Origin of the sequence: Lactiplantibacillus sp. ME-2, assembly GCF_022549155.1 — a bacterium.
Classification (GTDB): domain Bacteria; phylum Bacillota; class Bacilli; order Lactobacillales; family Lactobacillaceae; genus Lactiplantibacillus; species Lactiplantibacillus plantarum.
The window spans coordinates 1-19409 of sequence record NZ_JAKZEQ010000047.1; the positions used below are offsets into that span (position 1 = coordinate 1).

21 protein-coding genes and 1 pseudogene are annotated in these 19409 nt (G+C 41.1%); 11 read left to right on the forward strand and 11 right to left on the reverse strand.

Translation table 11 applies throughout. The features are described 5' to 3' along the window. Positions 1–49 precede the first annotated feature (49 nt). Positions 50–478 (forward strand): annotated as a pseudogene (locus tag MMY95_RS13625) (NAD(P)-binding oxidoreductase); the annotation flags it as partial. An 11-nt stretch (positions 479–489) separates the two neighbouring features. Beyond that, positions 490–1344, forward strand: a complete 855-nt coding sequence (locus tag MMY95_RS13630) for an aldo/keto reductase (protein ID WP_003643430.1) — start codon at positions 490–492, stop codon at positions 1342–1344. Between the two features lie 219 nt (positions 1345–1563). On the opposite strand, the gene MMY95_RS13635 is transcribed toward MMY95_RS13630, so the two are convergent. The 5 genes from MMY95_RS13635 to MMY95_RS13655 all read right to left on the reverse strand — a co-directional run bounded on the left by MMY95_RS13635 (position 1564) and on the right by MMY95_RS13655 (position 5722). Then, a complete protein-coding gene (locus MMY95_RS13635) occupies positions 1564–2223 on the reverse strand; it encodes a L,D-transpeptidase (protein WP_053267541.1) in 660 nt (219 codons plus the stop codon). Positions 2224–2242: 19 nt separating this feature from the next. Beyond that, on the reverse strand, positions 2243–2653 hold the full coding sequence (locus MMY95_RS13640; RefSeq protein WP_003642391.1) for an SH3 domain-containing protein: 411 nt from the start codon (positions 2651–2653) through the stop codon (positions 2243–2245). Between the two features lie 90 nt (positions 2654–2743). Next, positions 2744–3343, reverse strand: a complete 600-nt coding sequence (locus MMY95_RS13645) for a glucosaminidase domain-containing protein (RefSeq protein WP_071665437.1) — start codon at positions 3341–3343, stop codon at positions 2744–2746. Next, positions 3340–4008, reverse strand: coding sequence for a cell wall hydrolase (locus MMY95_RS13650; RefSeq protein ID WP_187345440.1), 669 nt, complete (start codon positions 4006–4008; stop codon positions 3340–3342). The genes MMY95_RS13645 and MMY95_RS13650 overlap by 4 nt, the downstream gene beginning before the upstream one ends. A gap of 625 nt (positions 4009–4633) precedes the next feature. Next, positions 4634–5722, reverse strand: a complete 1089-nt coding sequence (locus MMY95_RS13655; protein ID WP_161324624.1) for an Ldh family oxidoreductase — start codon at positions 5720–5722, stop codon at positions 4634–4636. A gap of 1026 nt (positions 5723–6748) precedes the next feature. Here MMY95_RS13655 and MMY95_RS13660 point away from each other — a divergent pair. From MMY95_RS13660 to MMY95_RS13670, 3 genes are all read left to right on the forward strand, one after another. Then, positions 6749–7291: an NADP-dependent oxidoreductase gene (locus MMY95_RS13660; protein ID WP_080371131.1), complete on the forward strand. Its 543-nt coding sequence runs from the start codon at positions 6749–6751 to the stop codon at positions 7289–7291. Between the two features lie 21 nt (positions 7292–7312). Then, entirely contained in the window at positions 7313–7708 is a 396-nt protein-coding gene (locus tag MMY95_RS13665; protein ID WP_076632855.1) for a zinc-binding dehydrogenase, read from the forward strand. A gap of 250 nt (positions 7709–7958) precedes the next feature. Then, positions 7959–8219, forward strand: a complete 261-nt coding sequence (locus MMY95_RS13670) for a helix-turn-helix domain-containing protein (protein WP_003642384.1) — start codon at positions 7959–7961, stop codon at positions 8217–8219. Positions 8220–8597: 378 nt separating this feature from the next. On the opposite strand, the gene MMY95_RS13675 is transcribed toward MMY95_RS13670, so the two are convergent. Next, the gene (locus tag MMY95_RS13675; protein ID WP_003645351.1) at positions 8598–9185 is read right to left on the reverse strand and encodes a type 1 glutamine amidotransferase family protein; all 588 of its coding nucleotides are present in this window, start codon (positions 9183–9185) and stop codon (positions 8598–8600) included. Between the two features lie 108 nt (positions 9186–9293). On the opposite strand from MMY95_RS13675, the gene MMY95_RS13680 reads away from it, so the two are divergent. After that, positions 9294–9569, forward strand: a complete 276-nt coding sequence (locus tag MMY95_RS13680) for a DUF3781 domain-containing protein (protein WP_003643422.1) — start codon at positions 9294–9296, stop codon at positions 9567–9569. A 328-nt stretch (positions 9570–9897) separates the two neighbouring features. Here the strand turns inward: MMY95_RS13680 and MMY95_RS13685 are convergent, their stop codons facing one another. The 3 genes from MMY95_RS13685 to MMY95_RS13695 form a co-directional block, all read right to left on the reverse strand. Further along, a complete protein-coding gene (locus MMY95_RS13685) occupies positions 9898–11151 on the reverse strand; it encodes a DUF805 domain-containing protein (RefSeq protein ID WP_241277711.1) in 1254 nt (417 codons plus the stop codon). 418 nt (positions 11152–11569) lie between these two features. After that, positions 11570–11938, reverse strand: a complete 369-nt coding sequence (locus MMY95_RS13690; RefSeq protein ID WP_003643420.1) for a YxeA family protein — start codon at positions 11936–11938, stop codon at positions 11570–11572. A gap of 122 nt (positions 11939–12060) precedes the next feature. Further along, positions 12061–12429, reverse strand: coding sequence for a MerR family transcriptional regulator (locus tag MMY95_RS13695; protein WP_015825979.1), 369 nt, complete (start codon positions 12427–12429; stop codon positions 12061–12063). An 88-nt stretch (positions 12430–12517) separates the two neighbouring features. Between MMY95_RS13695 and MMY95_RS13700 the strand changes: the two genes are divergently transcribed. The 5 genes from MMY95_RS13700 to MMY95_RS13720 all read left to right on the forward strand — a co-directional run bounded on the left by MMY95_RS13700 (position 12518) and on the right by MMY95_RS13720 (position 17805). Then, positions 12518–12904 (forward strand): carboxymuconolactone decarboxylase family protein, encoded by a 387-nt coding sequence (locus tag MMY95_RS13700; RefSeq protein ID WP_003643418.1) that lies wholly within the window; start codon positions 12518–12520, stop codon positions 12902–12904. Between the two features lie 724 nt (positions 12905–13628). Then, a complete protein-coding gene (locus MMY95_RS13705; protein ID WP_003643417.1) occupies positions 13629–14126 on the forward strand; it encodes a hypothetical protein in 498 nt (165 codons plus the stop codon). Positions 14127–14147: 21 nt separating this feature from the next. After that, positions 14148–15506, forward strand: coding sequence for a PTS cellobiose transporter subunit IIC (gene celB, locus MMY95_RS13710; RefSeq protein WP_241277712.1), 1359 nt, complete (start codon positions 14148–14150; stop codon positions 15504–15506). A gap of 60 nt (positions 15507–15566) precedes the next feature. Then, positions 15567–17000, forward strand: a complete 1434-nt coding sequence (locus MMY95_RS13715; protein ID WP_241277713.1) for a 6-phospho-beta-glucosidase — start codon at positions 15567–15569, stop codon at positions 16998–17000. A 79-nt stretch (positions 17001–17079) separates the two neighbouring features. Then, positions 17080–17805, forward strand: coding sequence for a GntR family transcriptional regulator (locus tag MMY95_RS13720; protein ID WP_003643414.1), 726 nt, complete (start codon positions 17080–17082; stop codon positions 17803–17805). Between the two features lie 97 nt (positions 17806–17902). Here the strand turns inward: MMY95_RS13720 and MMY95_RS13725 are convergent, their stop codons facing one another. Both MMY95_RS13725 and MMY95_RS13730 read right to left on the reverse strand, forming a co-directional pair. After that, positions 17903–18370: a DNA starvation/stationary phase protection protein gene (locus MMY95_RS13725; protein WP_003587210.1), complete on the reverse strand. Its 468-nt coding sequence runs from the start codon at positions 18368–18370 to the stop codon at positions 17903–17905. A 206-nt stretch (positions 18371–18576) separates the two neighbouring features. Then, on the reverse strand, positions 18577–19409 hold an 833-nt coding region (locus MMY95_RS13730; RefSeq protein WP_241277714.1), incomplete at its 5' end, for a MucBP domain-containing protein.

The window sequence follows — 19409 nt, forward strand, 5'->3', positions numbered from 1 at the left end:
TCTACATTGCCTCAATTTGCATCTTACTTAAGTAGTTTTAAGACGGACCCTAGATCAAGCGATTAAAGGACAGGACTTTGTTTTTGTCGCATTAAATGGTGATATGGATAGCTTTGCAGCTCATATTATCTCAGCGATGGAACGCAATGGCATTCAACGATTAATTTTTATTACAACGATGGGAATTTATCAGGAAATTCCAGCGTGGTTAGGTGATTCGCCGGAACCTTACCACAATCCGATTTTAAAATCGTTTCGGCAGGCAGCTGACCGTATTGAACAATCAGATTTAAACTACACAATTATTCGTCCTGGTTGGTACAATAACGGGCCAATCAATTATGAAATTACGCAAAAGGGCGAATCATTCGGTGGTCATGACGTTTCACGCGATAGCATTGCCGATTACGTCATGAAACTAATTACGGAACCAGCGCTCGACAACCGAGCTAGCGTTGGAATCAATACCCCAGAATAGGAGCAGCTAATATGAAAAAAGAAATCACATTAAATAATGGTTTGAAAATGCCAGTATTAGGATTCGGAGTTTTCCAAATCCCTGATTTTGAAGAATGTAAGCAAGCAGTCTTGACTGCTTTAAAACAAGGTTACCGGTTGATCGATACGGCAGCTGCGTATGGCAATGAACGAGCGGTCGGCGCCGCCATTCGTGAGAGTGGCATCGCCCGTGAAGAAATTTTTGTAACGACTAAGTTATGGGTCCAAGATGCGGGTTATGAGCAAACACAAGCCGCTATCCAGGCCTCACTTAAACGTCTTGGACTTGATTATATTGATTTATACTTGATCCACCAACCGTTAGGCGATGTTTATGGTTCATGGAGAGCAATGGAAGCTGCTTACCACGATGGTCAATTAAAGGCACTGGGAGTGGCCAACTTTGAAAATGACCGGTTACAAGATTTGATTATGCATAATGAAGTCAAACCCACAGTCGATCAGATTGAACTTCACCCATTTTATCAACAACCACAACGGGTTCAGTGGTTGTTGAATCATGATATCGTACCGGAAGCCTGGGGCCCATTTGCAGAAGGCAAGAAGGGAATTTTCACAAACTCAGCCATTCAAGAAATTGCTGAAGCACATGGTAAGACGAACGGTCAGATTATTTTGAAATGGTTGAACCAGCGTAATATTGTGGTGATTCCTAAATCCGTGCATGCAGCCCGCATTGTTGAGAATTCTCAAATATTTGATTTTGAGTTAACTCAAGACGAGATGCAACAAATGACAAAATTAGACGAGGGCACGAGCCTATTTGGCAACATGCATGATCCTGAAACGGTAGCGCAATTGGGTGGCTTTAAGTTTGACTATTAATTGGCGGTGATACGTAAGAAATCAAAAACTGCTTAAGACCAACTTGTTGACTGGTGAAGTAGCGTTTAAATCTGTATTGGCTGAGGAGCACGTGATAAGTTCAAATTAATGATTGATAGTGAGCACGATTACTGATTCTAGTCATTGTGCTTTTTACTGTAAAACGCGTAACTATCAACTTCTCAGCTAATCGTTACGCGTTTGGCAGGCTTCGTATTATTACTGGATATGAACAGGTGTGTTTACTGGGATATGCTCGTACATCCACTTAGCATCCGAAATGGACAAGCGGACGCAACCATGTGAATCGGACCTTTTGCCGAGTAAGGCTGCCTTGCTGGCAATATAGTGATCGGATGCGTCTACTGGAACCGAGTGAAAGAGGTAGACGCCGTGATCCTTAAATGAGACCCAGTAATTGGCACCTTCGTTCAAGCTAGCGTTGTAAAAATGCAGGCCGCGTTCAGGTTGGATAACGAAATCGCCTTTGGGGGTTGCATTTGTGCCGGGTTTACCGGTAGTGGCAAGCATTGTGTACAGGAGCTTATCGCCAGCTTTCAGGTAGACCCGCTGTTTTGCAACGGAGACATCAATCCTCAAGTTGGGATAATTTTGCACATTCGGATAAGGATGGTTGGATTCAGAAGGGCCGTGCCAATCAACCGGGGTTGCCGTTGCAGCGGCTGTTTTATGGCTGACACTACTTTTACGCGTTTTAGATTTAGTATGGCTTGAATTAGAGTGACTTGTACTGGCAGCTTGAGCCCTAGTTGCTTCGAAAGCGAAACTATTTCTAACCATACTTCTAATCCCAAATAGTAGCACTATTCCGGAAAAAGATAAGGTTAGATATAGAATAAACTTTGTTGTTAGTTTCATGTAATCATACTCCTTAATTTTACATTACTGCATAGCGGAGGGTGCCAGAGCCAGAAATGTATTGTAACCAAGTGTAACCGTCAGCAGTAATCTGGGCGTTATAAATAACAGAGTCACCGGGGTAGTAGACCCCAACTATTGACGCTGACGTTGATGGTGCAGTTCGGATGTTGGTTTGTTGAGTAAAGGTAAAAGTACCCGAAATATTGTTGGTATTGTATTGTGCTGAGGTGCCACTCATTGCAACGTAACGCGTATTGCCAGAGCCGGAAAGATACTGTAACCAGATATATCCCTCAGCGTTAACTTGACCTGTGTAAGTAACTGAATCACCAGGATAGTAAGTACCGACAACGGGTGCCGATAGTGAAGGTGCAGTCCGAATGTTTGTGTTCTCAGTAAATGTATAAGTGCCGGATACATTTCTCATAGGATTGGTTGGCGTATATGTCGATGTTGACGGAATACTTATCGTACTTGGCAAAGCAACGTAATGGATTGCACCGGTACTAGCAAGATATTATAACCAAGTATATCCTTCGGCTTTAATCTGACCTGTGTAATTAACCACGTCCCCAGGATAATAAACACCAATGATAGGTGCAGATAAGGATGGTTCTGTCCGGATATTCGAATTCTGAATAAAGGTATAAGTGCCGGACCTGTGGTTACCGGTGGTTGTAGTTGTCGAACCAGTATTGCCCGTAAAGGCTTCTTGATCCCATTCCTGCAGATCGTAATCTTGAATGGCATTAATTAATGAAGTGGCATAGTTAGGTGCCGTTGCGTAGCCATCGTTTTGCAAATCCCATGCAACGGTCGAATAATTTTTTACTCCAAGCAAATTACGGTAACGAGAATTTTGATTAAGGAATGCGCCATGATCAACAATACTAGTTGCCCAGTCTGGGTATTTTCGAAAGGTAGCCTCAATCGTTACGTCTTCGCCATTTAAATATTCTGTTGTTGGCATTTCAATAGAATGACCATGATATGAGCCTTTGATTCCAAATAAATTATGACCTTGAACTGATAATGTGGATTTTCCCCAACCACTTTCGAGTAATGCTTGTGCTCCAGAAATGGATGGTAGAATATGATATTGTGACCACCCAATCATTGCACCAGGTTTAATTGCAATGAAAAAGTTTTTACGTAATTTGGAACACCTTGTTCAACGTCATCGCGAAGTAAAGCAACATTAGGAAGTGTGAAGCGTAAAAATTGACCTGGTTTAAACGAAAATGAACTATGTACTGTAAATGGTCGAACATGGATAGAATTAGTTGTAACGGGTGTCGGGGATGTGATAGGGGCTGAATCATCAATAAATTGCGTGCTATGACTAGGAATAGCTGGTGCTGCTACCGTTGTCGGAGTATTTGCAATAGTTGACTTGATGTTGTCGGTGAAACTGACATTGGATTTTGCTGGTATATATGGTGCCGTACTGGCTACGGAGGTAGCCGCGCTATTACTTGTAGTTGCTGTCTCATTTGAATTTAGCTTACCAGTAGTGGATTTAGATATTTGTTTGCTTGCTGTAGTTGTGGAAATATTACTAGTGGCTGAACTGGCCTGCTGGCTAGTAGTAGTTGCTGTTGAAAATTGATGGGTTGCTGAAGACACGTTAGTAGCACTGTTAGCCGTAATTGTACTAATTGATGATACTTCTGAGGTAGCACCTGAAGTTGCGGCTTTAACTTTAGTGGTACTAGGACTTGATGTTTGATCAGCTTTCCCTTGTACAGGCTTTGCTAATGTAATTCCTAAAACACTGCTCATTACGACAATAGAACTGAGTTCGACAATCTTATGACTAGTGTTCTTGTTATACGTACTCCATTTTTCATAGAATATTCCTCCAATTTCTGTGCGATAAATGAAAAAATCACAACAGCCACGTGATTATTTCCACGAGTTGAATCCTAGCACCTGGTTATTCGGATGGAAACGTCAAATTAAATGGATAGTTGTAAGTAAGGTTCGTCTTGATGATTATAGCGGGTGTAAACTGACTTGCTTGGGTAACTGTGGATTTTTTGAGACTGATACGGTGTGGAAAAATCATGGTCAGGAAAGTTTCCAAATTAATTTAGGGTCGCAGTCTTTTAGGGTGGGCGCTAAGTGGTAGTGATGTGATTGTTGGCAGTAAAGTGGTAGCCGTGTAGGTATAATAAGACTAACGACCATTGCTTGCACCTTTAACGCGTGACTACTGAAAGTACCAATGTTTTGTGGCGATGGCGATAAAAACAACGGTTATTAGAGGTTGCTCAACGCGGACTTGCTGATTGGCGAATGTTTACGTTATAAGCCAAACACAAATAAACCAGCAAATACCAATGTCCCTGATTATTCGGAACATTGGTATTTGCTGGTTTTTAAATTAGATGAATAACAAAATTAGTTAATCAACATATTGCGCGTAGTCGATCCCTAGTCGCTTGGCAATTCCGGTAACTTCTGCGAGTGTCTTGTCATCAATTTCGATGCCGTTAGCCGACCGGTCTTGATACGCGGTAGCTTCCTTATCGCCGGCAACGATGACTGGTTTGCCGGGAACGGATGGTAGGTCGCGAATGGCTTGCAAGTAAGCTGAAAACTTAGCAATAATGGCATCCTTATCACCAAAGATTGAAGGGTCGATGGCGACAAAGCTCTGACAAGGGCCCACGGAAAGGTCGTCCGGAGTAATTTCGTTGGAGGTGTTGCCCATTGAAAGGATTGCTGTGAAAACCTCGACGATGACACCGAGACCGAACCCTTTGTGGCTACCGGTGTCTTCGGTAACGCCACCTAATGGAGCTAAACCAACATTGGAATCTAAATCACGGAGGGCATCCAAGTCTTTGGTATCGTTATGGCTATTAACGGGCGTTTCGCCATCCTTAGCGACCCATAATGCGGGCATATCTTTACCTAATTTACGATAAACTTCAATTTTACCTTGTGGCACCGTCGTTGTGGCCGCGTCGAAGATAAATGTGTTCGGGTTGGCTGGCATGGCAAAGGCAATTGGGTTGGTGCCGACCAATGCTTTGGTAGCATGAGTGGGTAACATCGCTGAACGTGAATTGCACGACGACAGGCCAATCAGACCTTCTTCGGCAGCCATGTTGGCATAGTAACCTGCAATACCATAGTGACCGGAGTTACGAGTCGTAACGATACCGATACCGTGTTGTTTTGCTTTTTCAATGGCTAGGCGCATGCTATAGATACCGTTCAATTGACCCAAGCCAAAGTGCGCGTCAACGACCGCACTAACATCGGTTTCTTTAACAACTTCTGGCCGATTATGTACGCGAATCTTACCGTTACGAATGAAGTCGTCATACATGATCATTCGCTGGACGCCATGGGATTCAATGCCAATCAAATCGGTGTAGATCAACATGTGGGCGACTTCTTGGCTTTCTTCTTCGGTAAAGCCGTAACCTTTGTAAATATTGTAAATCAGTTGTTCAATTTTTTTGCTATTGTATCGTTTTACCATTACATTCACCACGTTATTTGAAATAGACTTAAGTGACAGCCCTGTATATTATAATATGATAATAATAAGGACTTTGAATGTCAATTAAATTTTAATAATCCGTTAATCGTAAACTAATTAAAAGTGTCATCATATAACAGGTCAACCTGAGTCTTCAAAGCGCATGGAATTGAGGTCAGACTAACTCAAAGCTAATGCCGGGTCATATGGCACGGACCAATCATAAATTAGGTATAACTAAAGGGGTCATCAATAAAGTGTGCCGTTAACTGATGGCCTGTTTAGGGTGGCCCTCATTAGTAGCTGGCGATGAATTGGACGAAATAAATTGTGGCTGCGACGTTGGCTGATGCTAGCGCTGAGACCGCGAAATTGCGGTTTAGGTATTGCTGGTCAATGTGCAGACTAGAATGGTAAGTTAAATTATTTGCGAATGGTTGCAGTTGTTGCACGCGTGCTTGTGGATAAGTTAAAGGAATTAGATGACAAATCGGTAATTAGTTGGGACTAATGACTGTAAATGTTAATAACATGACTTATTTGTGGGTAAGTGCATGAGTATCTGGGGATAAGTAAGGAAAATGAGGATAATTGTGGTGAATCCAGCCATCCACAGTGCATAACTTTTATGATGTAGAAGTTATCAACAGATTTATTAGATATGATGTGAAATTGATTACTGGGTTAAGTGGAAAAATGAGTGTCGTAACATAATGTGAAATGGTTTGGCATATTAAGCTGTCCCGAAAGCAATGCTTTAAGGAAAATTACTTGAATTTTCAACAGGTCGCTGACAAAGCGTATCGTTCTTTGCTATTATATTTGCTTATTGAACCGATCAGCAACCCTGGCATAGTAGTCGCATAAAACTGAAAACATTTGACAAAAGAACGACTCATAAGCGCTAATTTATCCCATATCTATCCCAAAAGATAGTACCTATTAATAAAAATGGTACTTACATTATGCCTTAGTATCATCTATAGTAGCAGATACTTTAAAGCTAATGAATGGAGCGATAGTAATATGAAAAAAATTATTGTTAATGAATATGGTTCAGTTGATGTTCTGCAAGAAGTTGTCGCACTGAAGCCGGTTCCAGGAGAAAAAGATGTGTTGATTAAAGTTGCCGCAATAGGAGTCAATGATCCAGATATCGTGATGCGCAAGTACGGCCCGTTTCCAACGATGCCGGCGGAGTTTCGGCCGACGTTGCCGCACATGCTAGGTGGCGATTTTTCTGGAATTGTTGAGCAAGTTGGTGCTGAAGTCACCAAGTTTCAGGTCGGTGATCATGTGATGGGCTATACTAAACGGGGGACGTATGCGCAATACATCGTGCTTGATCAAGACGATTCGCTATCGCAAGTCCCTGACCAGCTAGACTTGATTCCACTTGGGGGACTTTACTTAACGGCATTAACAGCTTGGAGCGCCATTATGAAGAATGGGCACTTGCAAGCCGGGCAAAAAGTGTTAATTCATGGTGGCGCTGGTGGTGTTGGTAGTATGGCAATCCAGATTGCTAAGGCCGCGGGCACAACTGTAATTACTACGGCTCGTTCGTAGCATAAAGCTTATCTAAAAGGTATAGGTGCGGATCAAATCATTGATTATCAAACTGAAGATTTTACAGAATTAGTTCACGACGTTGATCTTGTGGTGAATTTGACGGGCGCACAAACCTTAGCCGCTAGTTACCAGGTGGTGAAACGGGGTGGCCGCTTGGTCTCGGTTAACGGGGTGCCAGATAAGAAACAAGCAGCAGCGCTTGGAATTACGGCAGTCTATGCACTTGGCGATCTTTCAGAGGATGCTCGCAAGGCTATTCTTGACTTGTATCAGCAAGGTCAATTAACGGTCACTGTTTCGAAGGCCTACCCATTTACGCTCGCCGCGGTCAAACAGGCCCATCTTGATTTTGAACAGGGTGGTAATCAAGGTAAACGGGTAATTGTCTTTGACCAGGAAACGACCAATGTTTAGCTGGTTTTATCGTGAGCGGACGCGCTTACCCGAGCAGTTACCCAGATAAGACACTAGAAGTGGGCAATGACACGAATCAGCGTGCAGCCGCGCACTAATCTGTTCTAAACTAGTATTAGTAAAGAAATAAAATAGCTATCTAGACAAATACGGTATCATGAACGACGGTGGCCGGACAATCTTTAGTATAATAGTGGTTATCAGTTAACGTCGTACGATTGATTAATTATGAACAGGGATAGTAAATATTATGAATGAATCGGTATCGGATGAAAACTTTTTGGATTGTCCATTTGCCAGTGTTCAAAAAGTCGTTCGCGGAAAATGGAGCATGGTTATTCTGTATTTCCTTAGTCAGCGGGTCTTGCGTTTTGGTGAACTCAATCGCAAGGTTTATCCACCGGTGTCACCAAAGGTTGAATATTCACTCACCCCATTAGGAGAGAAGTTCTTGCCTGTTTTGAATGCTTTGGAGAACTTGGCGGTAGACTATCAGGATTACCAAGCTTAATTAAGTGAAATCGGTTAAGAACGAGCATGCTCCGGTTTATTCACGGCACTAATTGTCGTCATAAAAATTAAAAAACGAGATCCAGCGACGTCTTCATACGTGCTTGGATCTCGTTTTTAGGTAGAACTAAGTGACTATCGAGCCCAGAGTTGGGTCGAATGGCGATGTCACTTGGCCTTGAACCGCATAACTAAAATGATAATATTGCTTTTAAATTCTGAAAGCTAATGAACAACTCTTCTTTGAAACTTTTATTGGGAATATTGTTTTATTTAATACGCATGATTTATCTATCCAAGAAGGTGTCTGCATTATGCGGCAGAATTTGGCGCGAGTGTTGACGTTGTTTTAACTGACAAGATTAGTTTTTGGAAAAACTTAGCCGAACGGATTACCATATTTTTGACAGTATTGGTAAAATCCTAAGCGGTATAGATCGATAGTTCGGGTTAGTTCTTCACTAGATTGAAAATGAATTAGTTGTAAAACGGCGGCAGTAAATGCCAGTGCCGCTGTGCCGTTAGCTGTGACTAGATTCTTGTCGCTAATGACTTGCTGTTCATGAAAGTCGGCTGAGTTTTGATAGTTAGGATAATTGTGCCACATCGCCAGTGAATTGCCGGTATGCTGATAACCAGTTAAAAAACCGTTTTGGGCTAAGTAATCTACCGCACCACAGATTGCGCCAACTGGTTTTGAGGCATTGAGGTGTTGCTGAACTAGTGAATATAATAATGAATTATTGATATTCCAAGAGTTACCACCAATTAGGATTAATAAGTCAATAGTTGGTAAACAATCCAGTTGATAGTCAACTTTAGTGGTGAAGCCACCAATTGACGTAACCAATGGTGTTGTTGAAGTCGTTTTAACTTGCCAGTCAGTGCTTTGATTTAATTGACTAGCTAGATAAGAAGCTTCCCAATCTGCGTATTGATCTAGCATTAGAAATAATGCAGTTTTCATGTTGACCTCCAGAGGAAAATATATTTTCAGAACCGAATATGTTATCCTTAATTATAGGAACGTACGTTCTAAAAAGCAAGTGCATGATTAAATGTTGGAGGGCAGTAAATGAGCAAACAATCCGTAATTCTTGAGTTAATTAGAACACATATTTGCTATACACCACGGGTCTTTCAACGTATTAATAAGAAATTAGCCGTTAATTTAAGCGAAGTTGAAATTAAAGATTTAGTCAATCATATTCTGATACAACCAGATGAAATCAAAAGGTGTGGGAAAAATTATTATATCCGAAGTCGTAAAGCGCGGGTAGAACTAACAGTCAATGCTGGTAATTATCGCTTAATTACAGCCAGTAAATACACAGAAGTCGACGGCTTTTAATCAATAAAACAGCTAAAAGTAATAAAAATATTAGTGAATCCGTGTGGTGGTTGAGTATTTTGGCAATGGAAAATGGGTTTTACTTGGATGATGCAGTGAAGTGCTTCTTACGAAATAAAGCGAAATACTTAAAAAGTTAATTAATGTTAGTTGAGAATAATTACAGGAGTGTAGCACACTTTAAAAGCAATAAATCCCCCCATCAGGCTAGTATGAAAATCTAGCTTATGGGGGAATTTATTGTGTGTATATATTTGGACGTGATTTAATTACGAGCCGTCACCGATTTGACGGATTAAACAGCTTATAAACCAGTATTAATTGATAACTAGTTTAAATTAAGCGTTGTGTCAAATGTCTTATAAGCGTTATCGTCGTCATAATCGTCAGTATCATAACTAGCATCCCATTTTAGGCGAATACTAGTGATGTCTTTAACGCTGGATAATTTTGATAAAATAAAGTATACGTTACCGTCAGAATCGGTACCACTGTTTAAATCACCGTCAAAATCATCGCTATCCATGTCGGCTTCGACTTGTTGACCGTCGTTCGTGCTGAGTTTGGCCTGGGTCGGATAGGCTAAAATATCTTGCCCGGCATGGATACTCATGTGAACTTTTACGACGCCGTTAAAATCTTTCTTGTCATTACCGCTACCGCTAGTATAAGTGCCGTCCGTTTTGTAGACCGTGACTTTATCGATTTTAAATGTGGATTTCGCCCAGCTACTGTCGGTAAATGAGGTACTGTAAGCTTTTTGATTGGCGATATCGATGTCGTCGTCGCCAATAGTGATACTGTCAGAATCTGAGTCAGAGTCCGTGCTATCACTAGATTCTTCACTGTCGCTATCGCTGTAACTGTCGTCAGAGTTAGTTGTAGCTGACTTGGAAGTTGTCGTCAGAGCGGCGTCCATGGCAGTATCACGGGCCGTTATGTTAATGAGAGCGGCGTATCCCAATGTCAATAAGACTAGCAGGCACCAAGTCCACCATTTGTGTGTCCAAGGTTTTGGTTGGCTAGCTAAACGGTCGAAACGTTTTCCAGCTGGTTCAGAGCGTTGGCATAGGAAAACAATGATTAAAATGGGGCCGACAAGTGGAAGCAGATAGAACCATAAATAATGCGCTGACCGATTAGAGTCGTGGAGTCGCCGCGCACTGGCTGTGAATTGCATCACTGAAGTCCAAACCATGAGCGCTGAAAAAATCAATAACAGCACGGTTTGTAAAACATTAACGTGTAATGGGCTGAGGATAAAAGCTGGATAACTGTATGCTCTGATACCAAGTACGATGGTTAAAACTAGGGAAATTAGGACCAAATCTAAGTAAAGCCACCAATATTGAGGCCGCGTAATCCGTTGTGACCAAGTAAAGGTTTGACGCATTCCTAGCTTTAGTGCGGTCCACATATTGACATGTTCTGGTTGATTAGGTGTGTTGTGCTGCTCGGAAGTAATGGTGTTCTGATCTTCAGTGGAAGCGACTTTGTCCTGAGTTGCGCCACAAAAAGGGCAAAAGGTCGCGTTAGTAGGAATCGCTTTTCCACAGTTAATACAATACTTTGTTTCTGACATCGATGTTCCTCCTGGAGTACTTATACTAGGCGAAATGTTATGAATATAAGTAGAATTTTATTATATGGCCAAGTGAATGATTATGGCAGCCGAAAACAAGCATATCATAACTAGTTAAAAATATTAACAAAATATTAATACTAAATTCATATTTTGTTCAACAATAGACTTAAATAGTTATTTATTTGCTTTGTTGAAAGTGGCAATTCTAAGCTTAAGTAAAAAGCCGTGAGCTAGAATTGATCCTCGGATTTTGAAATACTAGATATTGGTCATGAAAGGAAGAAACCATTAACGGTAATCGTCATTATGCAAATTAATTAGGTGCAGTAATTTGTCGACATAGTAATCGATGATTAAGTTATAGACTAAACACGATAAAACCCCAGCAAGCTTTTAACTTGCTGGGGTTTAACAATTAATTGATTCTATTCAGTGCTGCTTGGGGAATGTCTTTTCGATCAACTTTTTCCCAGTTAATCACTTGTTGGCGTTTGTCATTATAACCGACTTTGAGATAAGCGTGCATCTTGAGTGAGCGTGGTAGGACGCTATCAAAAGTGAGCTCTTTCTTAACACCATTGTCGCTGTATCCAGGTTGTGAGTAATGGTAGTAGACATAGGGCTTGCCGGAATCATCTTTCCCGGTTTTACGTTCACCTTTAGTCGTGATTTGAGTATAGTATGTTTTTGTTCCGTAATTTGAGTGGTACCAGTTGAAACCGAGACCAACTGGTACTAATACGATAATAGTGATGATTAGTCCCAAAATTCCCGCTTTTTTCATTAATAATCCCTCCAAATGATTAATTGAAATCTGATATTAATCATAAGAGATATAAGAAACGGTGGATAGCAGTTTATGCAATGCTAAACGAAAAACAAGTAATTAAATATAATATTAATAATTTAATGGGATTCAAAGTCTGATTCTTGCATTTCATGATAAGTTGTCATCTTCTGATGAAGAAAATCCAAGTTAGCTTGTGTTGCTACCATTAGGTCATTAAGTTGTGTTTCTTGTTTTTGCAGTAATATCAAACGTTCAGGGATTGTTTGATTACCGATATAGCGCAATTGCGCGTAGCGTTGCATGTTTCGAATCGACATGCCCGTTTGTTTTAAACGCTTCAAAAAATTAACCCAGTCGATATCTTTAGCCTGGTATTGACGATGATTACCGGCAGTTCGCGTGGGACGAAGCAGGCCGACTTCTTCATAATAGCGTAACGTATCGATTGTTAGGTCAGTTTGTCGTGAAAATTCACCAATTTGCATTAATTTGAAAACCTCCTGAAATAAAGCTTGATGTCGGGTACACCCGAGGTTGTAACCTAGAATCAATCAAATGAAGGAGCTGATTAAAATGGAAAATAAGCAACGGTTAATTAATGGAAAAGCCATGTTACAACGGGTGGATGCTGAAGCAGCTGATCATGTAATGGCTAGTTTGGATAGGGTGGCACCGGATGTGGCTAAGCTAATTCTTGAATTTGCATTTAATGATATTTATACACGTCCTGGTTTATCGTTGCAACAACGCGAACTTGTTACTATTACTAGTTTATTAACGCAAGGTGATACAGCAGACCAGTTACGTGTTCATCTCAACGGATGCCTCAACGTTGGGCTTAGTCGTACTGAAATTGTGGAAACTTGCATTCATTGTATTCCTTACGTTGGTTTTCCGAAGGTATTGAATGCGTTGACGGTGGTTAAAGAGGTTTTTGCGAAAAAAGAAGACTTAAGTTAGTCTCTGTTTAATAAGCCGAGATTGAAATTGAACTGTAGGTCTCTTCAGTATATTTATTAATAGAAAGCGCTTCCTGAATGTCGGATAGAGCGTATAATAGTGTTATCGAGAGAACTGAATATAAATTTAGTGAAGACTGCTTTAAATTAACAGTTGAATTATCTTATGATCGGTAAGCAAGATGTTATTTAATCGAATGAGGTGAGGATATGAGTAATATCATTCAAACAGTTTTTGGGATACTACTAATCGCACTTGGCTGGTTTCAGATTAGAGCATCGCGGCGATATTTCCGACAGCTAAAGTTGCATGGGAACGCTGAAATGTCGGTTTTTGCGCCTTTAGCATTATGGAGTGCATTGGTATTTGGTGCCTTTTTAATTGTAGGTGGGATTGTACTTACACTGGGAATATATCACTGATTCTAATAAGTGGAGGTACGTAATCCGATTTCTAAGAGTAATAGAATGAGTTGAAAGATCCGGTTAATTTTTTTTAATTAACCGGATCTTTTTATTGAATCCTGATAAAAAAGTGACTAAATGCTAATCAGACGTCATTATTTGAATATGATTATATGATATTTGAAACAAAAGAATGGAAAAATGTGATTAATTTGTAAATCAACTTAAATAAAGCGTTTACAAAGACTGGCTTCTTTGCTATCATTTAGTCATTCGAACGACACTCGTTCGAATGACTAAATGATAAGGGATGTGATGCTATGTCGCCACTTAAAAACGGCAGTAATGAGGCAACAGCTAATCGGCGTGCATTGAGCCTGACTAGTATGTACTTTAATCGTTTTCTAGTATTCCGTTATGTAACCGCTATCTTTTTCTTTGTTAATCTTTATTGGGCGATTGTTTTATTCGGCTTTGGTTCCGGCATTGGCCTATTGCCAAGCATTTTGTTAATTGGAACAGCTGTAGTGATGGTAGAGCAAATTGGTAAGTTTTGGAAGCATACGAATCGGCTAACTTTTACACGGTGGTTTTACTGGGTGCAACTCTTTATAAATCTGAGTGTTGGATTGAGTTTAGTGTTTGGAAAACTAAAAGTGTTCTATCCATTTTTAAATGAAGCGAGTTTGCCCTGGGTACTTAGTGTTTTAGGCTTTGGTATTTTGGTAAGTGCTTTCCTTGAGTATCGGGTGTTCTTGATTGAGCATGATAAGGATCGCTATATTAAGCATATTCGTCAGTTTGCAGCAAGCATATAAAGGATTGGGATGTGAAATTCGATGGATGATACAAATAATAAAATGTTTCAGTTTTTAAATAATCACTTAATGGGCCCAATGGGAAAGCTGGCTCAATTCAGAATTGTACGGGCTGTTATGGCTGCCGGGATGGCAACAATTCCGTTTACAATTGTTGGATCAATGTTTCTGATTGTTAGTGTGTTACCGCAAAGCTTTCCAGCACTAGCCGGATTCTTTGCTGTTTCGTTTGACAAAATCACACCGTTATACATGTTAGCAAATACCGCTACGATGGGGATTTTATCACTTTATTTCTGTTTAGTTTTTGGTTATGAATATACAAAAATCCAGGCCCAAGAAGAAAAGATTGAAGTGAATCCACTGAATGGGGCTTTGATTTCAATGATGGCCTTTTTCATGTGTTTACCAGAATTAGTTTTCAAGGGTGGTGCCATGACGCTTATCAATGTTTTCAATAAAAACGCTAAAATTATTGATGGCTGGGAAATGGGCGGTGGTGTTACTCGTTTAGGAACGACTGGTATTTTTACTGCGATTATTATGTCGATTATTGCGGTTAAAATTTATGCAACTTGTGTTAAACGTAACTGGACAATCAAGATGCCTGAAACGGTACCAGCAGGCGTAGCTCGCCCATTCACTGCATTGATTCCAACAGCTCTAATTGCGTTGACAGTAATTGTGATTAATGGATTATTAATTTTGATGGGAACTGATATTTATAAAATTGTTGCGATTCCATTCGGATTCGTGACGAATTTGACTAATACTTGGATTGGTTTACTGGTTGTTTACTTTATTATGCATGCACTCTGGTTGGTTGGCATTCATGGGGCCACTATTGTAACCTCATTTTTAACGCCAATTGTATTATCTAATATGGTTAGCAATGCTAAAGGTGCTAATATTCCGTTTGCGGGCGAGTTTAACAACTGTTTTGTGACAATCGGTGGTTCCGGTGCGACGCTTGGAATGGTAGTGTTTATCGCTTTCTTTGCCAAATCAGCTCAATTGGGCGCACTTGGTAAAGCTAGTATTGTACCTGCATTTTTCAATATTAATGAACCTATTTTATTCGGGATGCCTGTTGTTTATAATCCCTACACTGCAATTCCGTTCTTCTTAGCACCAATGTCATCAATGTCAGTTGCTTATTTTGCAATCAAGTTCCATATGGTCAATCCACCAATTGCTCAAGTAGCATGGCCGACACCGGTGGGCTTGTCTGGGTTCTTAGGTTCTGGCGGTGATTGGCGGGCAGCTGTTTTAGCAGTTGTCTGTGCTTTGATTGCTTTTGTTATTTGGTTCCCATTCATTAAGTTTTATGACAATAAACTTTTTGTACAAGAACAAAGTGGAACGGTGCAAGCCGATTAATGATTATGGCAAGTTATAAGTTTGATTCGCAATTTGGCTTTTAAGAGAGGAAAAATTATCATGAGTAAATTAACAAATGGATTCTTGTGGGGTGGTGCGGTCGCTGCTCATCAGTTTGAGGGTGGCTGGAACAAAGGCGGCAAGGGGTTAAGCATTGCTGACGTCATGACTGCGGGAAGTAATACACAAGCACGTGAGATTACAGATGGATTGGTCCCTGGAAAAAACTATCCAAATCACGAGGCGATTGATTTTTATGATCATTTTCATGAAGATGTGCAGTTGTTTGCAGATTTGGGCTTAAAGTGTTTTCGGACAAGCATTGCTTGGACACGGATTTTTCCGAACGGTGATGAAAATGAGCCGAATGAAGCAGGCTTAAAGTTTTATGATGATTTATTTGATGACTTGCTAGCACATGGTATTGAACCTGTAATTACGTTGTCCCATTTTGAAATGCCCTATCATTTAGTAAAAGAATATGGTGGCTGGCGTAACCGTGAGATGATTCGCTTTTTTGTTAAATTTGCACGGGTCGTACTCGAGCGATACCGTAACAAAGTCAAATATTGGATGACTTTTAATGAAATTAATAATCAGACGGGTTTAAATGAGTGGGGACTATTTACGAATTCTGGTATTAAGATTACTGCTGATGAAGATGCTGAAAAATTAATGTATCAGGCTGCACATTACGAGACGGTCGCTAGCGCATTAGTTGTTAAGATGGGCCATGAAATCAATCCAGAATTTAAAATTGGATGTATGATGGCGATGGGGCCAACCTATCCCGCAACTCCCGCACCACAGGATGTGATGAAAGCGGAACGTACCATGCAAGCTGGTTATTGGTTGGCAGATATTCAATGTAAAGGAAAGTATCCTAATTGGTTAAAACGGTACTTTGAACGCCACCATTTTGCTTTAGACATAACTGAGGCCGACTTGAATATTTTGGCTGTTGGAACGGTTGATTATATTGGCTTTTCCTACTATGCATCACATGTGACTAAAACAACGGATAATGAACCAGACGATTATATGACGCCTGGTCAAAATCCTGAAGTGAAAAACCCGGCCTTGGAACGTTCGGATTGGGGTTGGGAGATTGATCCGGTTGGCTTACGATACGCACTTAACTGGTTTAGTGATCGTTATGATTTACCATTGTTTATTGTAGAAAATGGGCTGGGCGCTTTTGACGAAAAGGACGCGGACGGTAAAATTCATGATGACTACCGCATTGATTACCTGAGAAAACATATTGAACAGATGGAGTTGGCTGTCGATGTTGATGGGGTTCAATTGATGGGGTATACGCCATGGGGCTTCATTGATTTGGTTTCCGCAGGGACTGGACAAATGGATAAGCGGTATGGGCTGATTTATGTGGATAAAAATGATGCAGGTGTTGGAACTTTGAAACGTGAAAAGAAGTTATCGTTTGACTGGTTCAAGAAAGTGATAGCTACAAACGGTGCTGACCTCTCTTAATACGCTATAATAAACATATATGAACGTGCTCCGAAGATTTGGGGTGCGTTTTTCGGGTCATGAAAGAGGGGGATTTGAAATGGCACATCTGGATATAGGTCAGTTGGTTCAACGGATTTTAGCTGACATTCAGGTTGGTAAGTTGGCGGATGGACAACGTAAATTACCTGCCGAACCAGTCTTAATGGAAAGGTATCAAGTAACCCGTTATACATTGCGCCAAGCGTTAAAGCAGCTTAGCAACATGGGTTATACTTATCAAATGCATGGTATCGGAACATTCGTCCGACAGCAACAGACTAATAATTCAATAGCTTTACAACATGATGGTGGACTATCAGAAGCTGCTGCGCGTGCAGGATTGAAACTTGCAACTAAGAAGGCAGTGATGGCGATGACTACTGTTGCTGATGCTGAGTTCTTACCGGAAGCAGGTCATCTTAAAGATAATGAGGAATTAATTGATATTCGGCGTTTTCGAGAATTGGATGGTCAACCATATTTGATGGAACATTCGTACTATATAAAAGCAATCGTAGATACGATTCCTGAAGAAGCATTGTATGGTTCATTGTTCAATTATTTTGAACAACAACGAGACGTCAATATTGGCTTTATTGATCAATTACTGATGAGTGAGCCACTACCAGAAATTGCCGGGGAGTTTATGAATCTAGCAAATGGGGCACCCAGTCTAGTAGTTAAGGATGAAACATATTTAACTACCGGAAAGATGTTGGCATTTTCAAAACAATATTATGATTATCGACGAGCACGGTTATTTATGGTTAAGAAGATTCGTTAGGTGTTGGGGTGATGGCCCTATTATTGAAGTTAGTAACTAATTACTTGGATAAAATAAATCGGTAAGCTTATAAGCCTACCGATTTTTTAATATTATTTTATTCATCAATTTCCGGCGCCGACCCAAGCTCTGCCTGAATCATCCAGATTTTCTTTTCAATTGCGGTTTTGAGACCAATGAAAATATCTTGGGTACTGAAGTCTTTTTCAACATCGGATACTTCAATGCCGTGTTGGTAAAGGTCTTCCAAGTAACGATAGCCATCAACTAAGTGTGCGAGGCGTTCTGGGGTTGTTTTGTCCCATTCACCAGGCCAGTCTTGAATCTTAGTGTTTTCGGCCATTTCTTTTAAGGTCGAGTAAGGACTGCCATCAAGCGCAATCAGCCGTTCAGAAATGACATCGAGTTGGCTGTCAATTTCTTCCATGAACTCATCCATCAAGGGGTGCAACTTTAAAAAGTTGGGTCCACGCATGTACCAATGCGTCTGATGGATAATCATTGACATCTGGCTCAAATCGGCAACGAGTTGATTTAATACTGCTTTGGTTTTCGTATATTTCATTAGATTGATCTCCTTTCGATATGGTTATTATAACTTAGTGGTAGCTTAATCTGAAACGTTATACACTGGCAAATTAAGTTATTTATAGCCCGTAGAATTAAGTCGTTTTGAAAAGATGGGGGCGTTATATGGTGGTAATTAGTGCTAACAAAAACGACCACCGTATGGGTGGCCGTTTGGGTATCTTAATCAGTGTCGAATTAGACTTATTCCCGTTTCTTGAACTTAGCTGCCAGTCCTAGCCAACCTAATCCAGTAAATAAAGCGGCCAGGATACCACCAAGTGTTGCGACGTGTTCAGATTGCTCACTGGTTTGCGGTAATTGACCCAAATTGTGCGTAGCAGCCGTTGCTGGTGCTTGTTGTTTTCCTGGTTGAGCCAGGGCACTGACTGGTGCAATCGGCGTTGGCTGTGGACTAGTCGTTGGCGACGATTGTGAAGTCGTAGTGCCTTGTGACACGGGTGCTTTTGCCAGCGATGAACTCCCTGGCTGTGGTGCCGGGTTTGGCTGTGGTGCCGGGCTCGGTTGCGGCGCCGGGTTTGGTTGTGGTGCCGGACTCGGCTGAGGTGTAGGACTCGGTTGCGGCGTTGGTTCAGGCTGAGGTGCTGGTGTCGGCTGTGGTTCGGGCACAGGTTGTGGTGCCGGACCCGGCGTCGGTTGTTCAGGCTCACTCGATTCCGGCGTGTAAGTGTAAACGACGTGCTGAGCGGTGGTGCCAAAGGTCCCAATCGTTGGACCGACAACTTTGTTGAAGACGTAGCCTGGAATTGACAACTGTTCAGTTTGATAATTTTGACCAAAGTCGCCACTTAAAACAATATCCGCGCGAAGTGGCTTTCCATCCGCATCTTGATAACTAACGGTGACGGGCAGTACTGCTTGTTTTTCATAGACGTAAAGGACATGCTGCGGTTCCTTGGTAAAGCTACCGGTCGCGTTAGTTGGTGTCTTGATGAGTTGATAGCCTGGAATCTCTAGCGCTTTAGTCTCATACGCTGCGCCGATTTCACCAGTGTGGGTGATATCAGGTTGTAAGG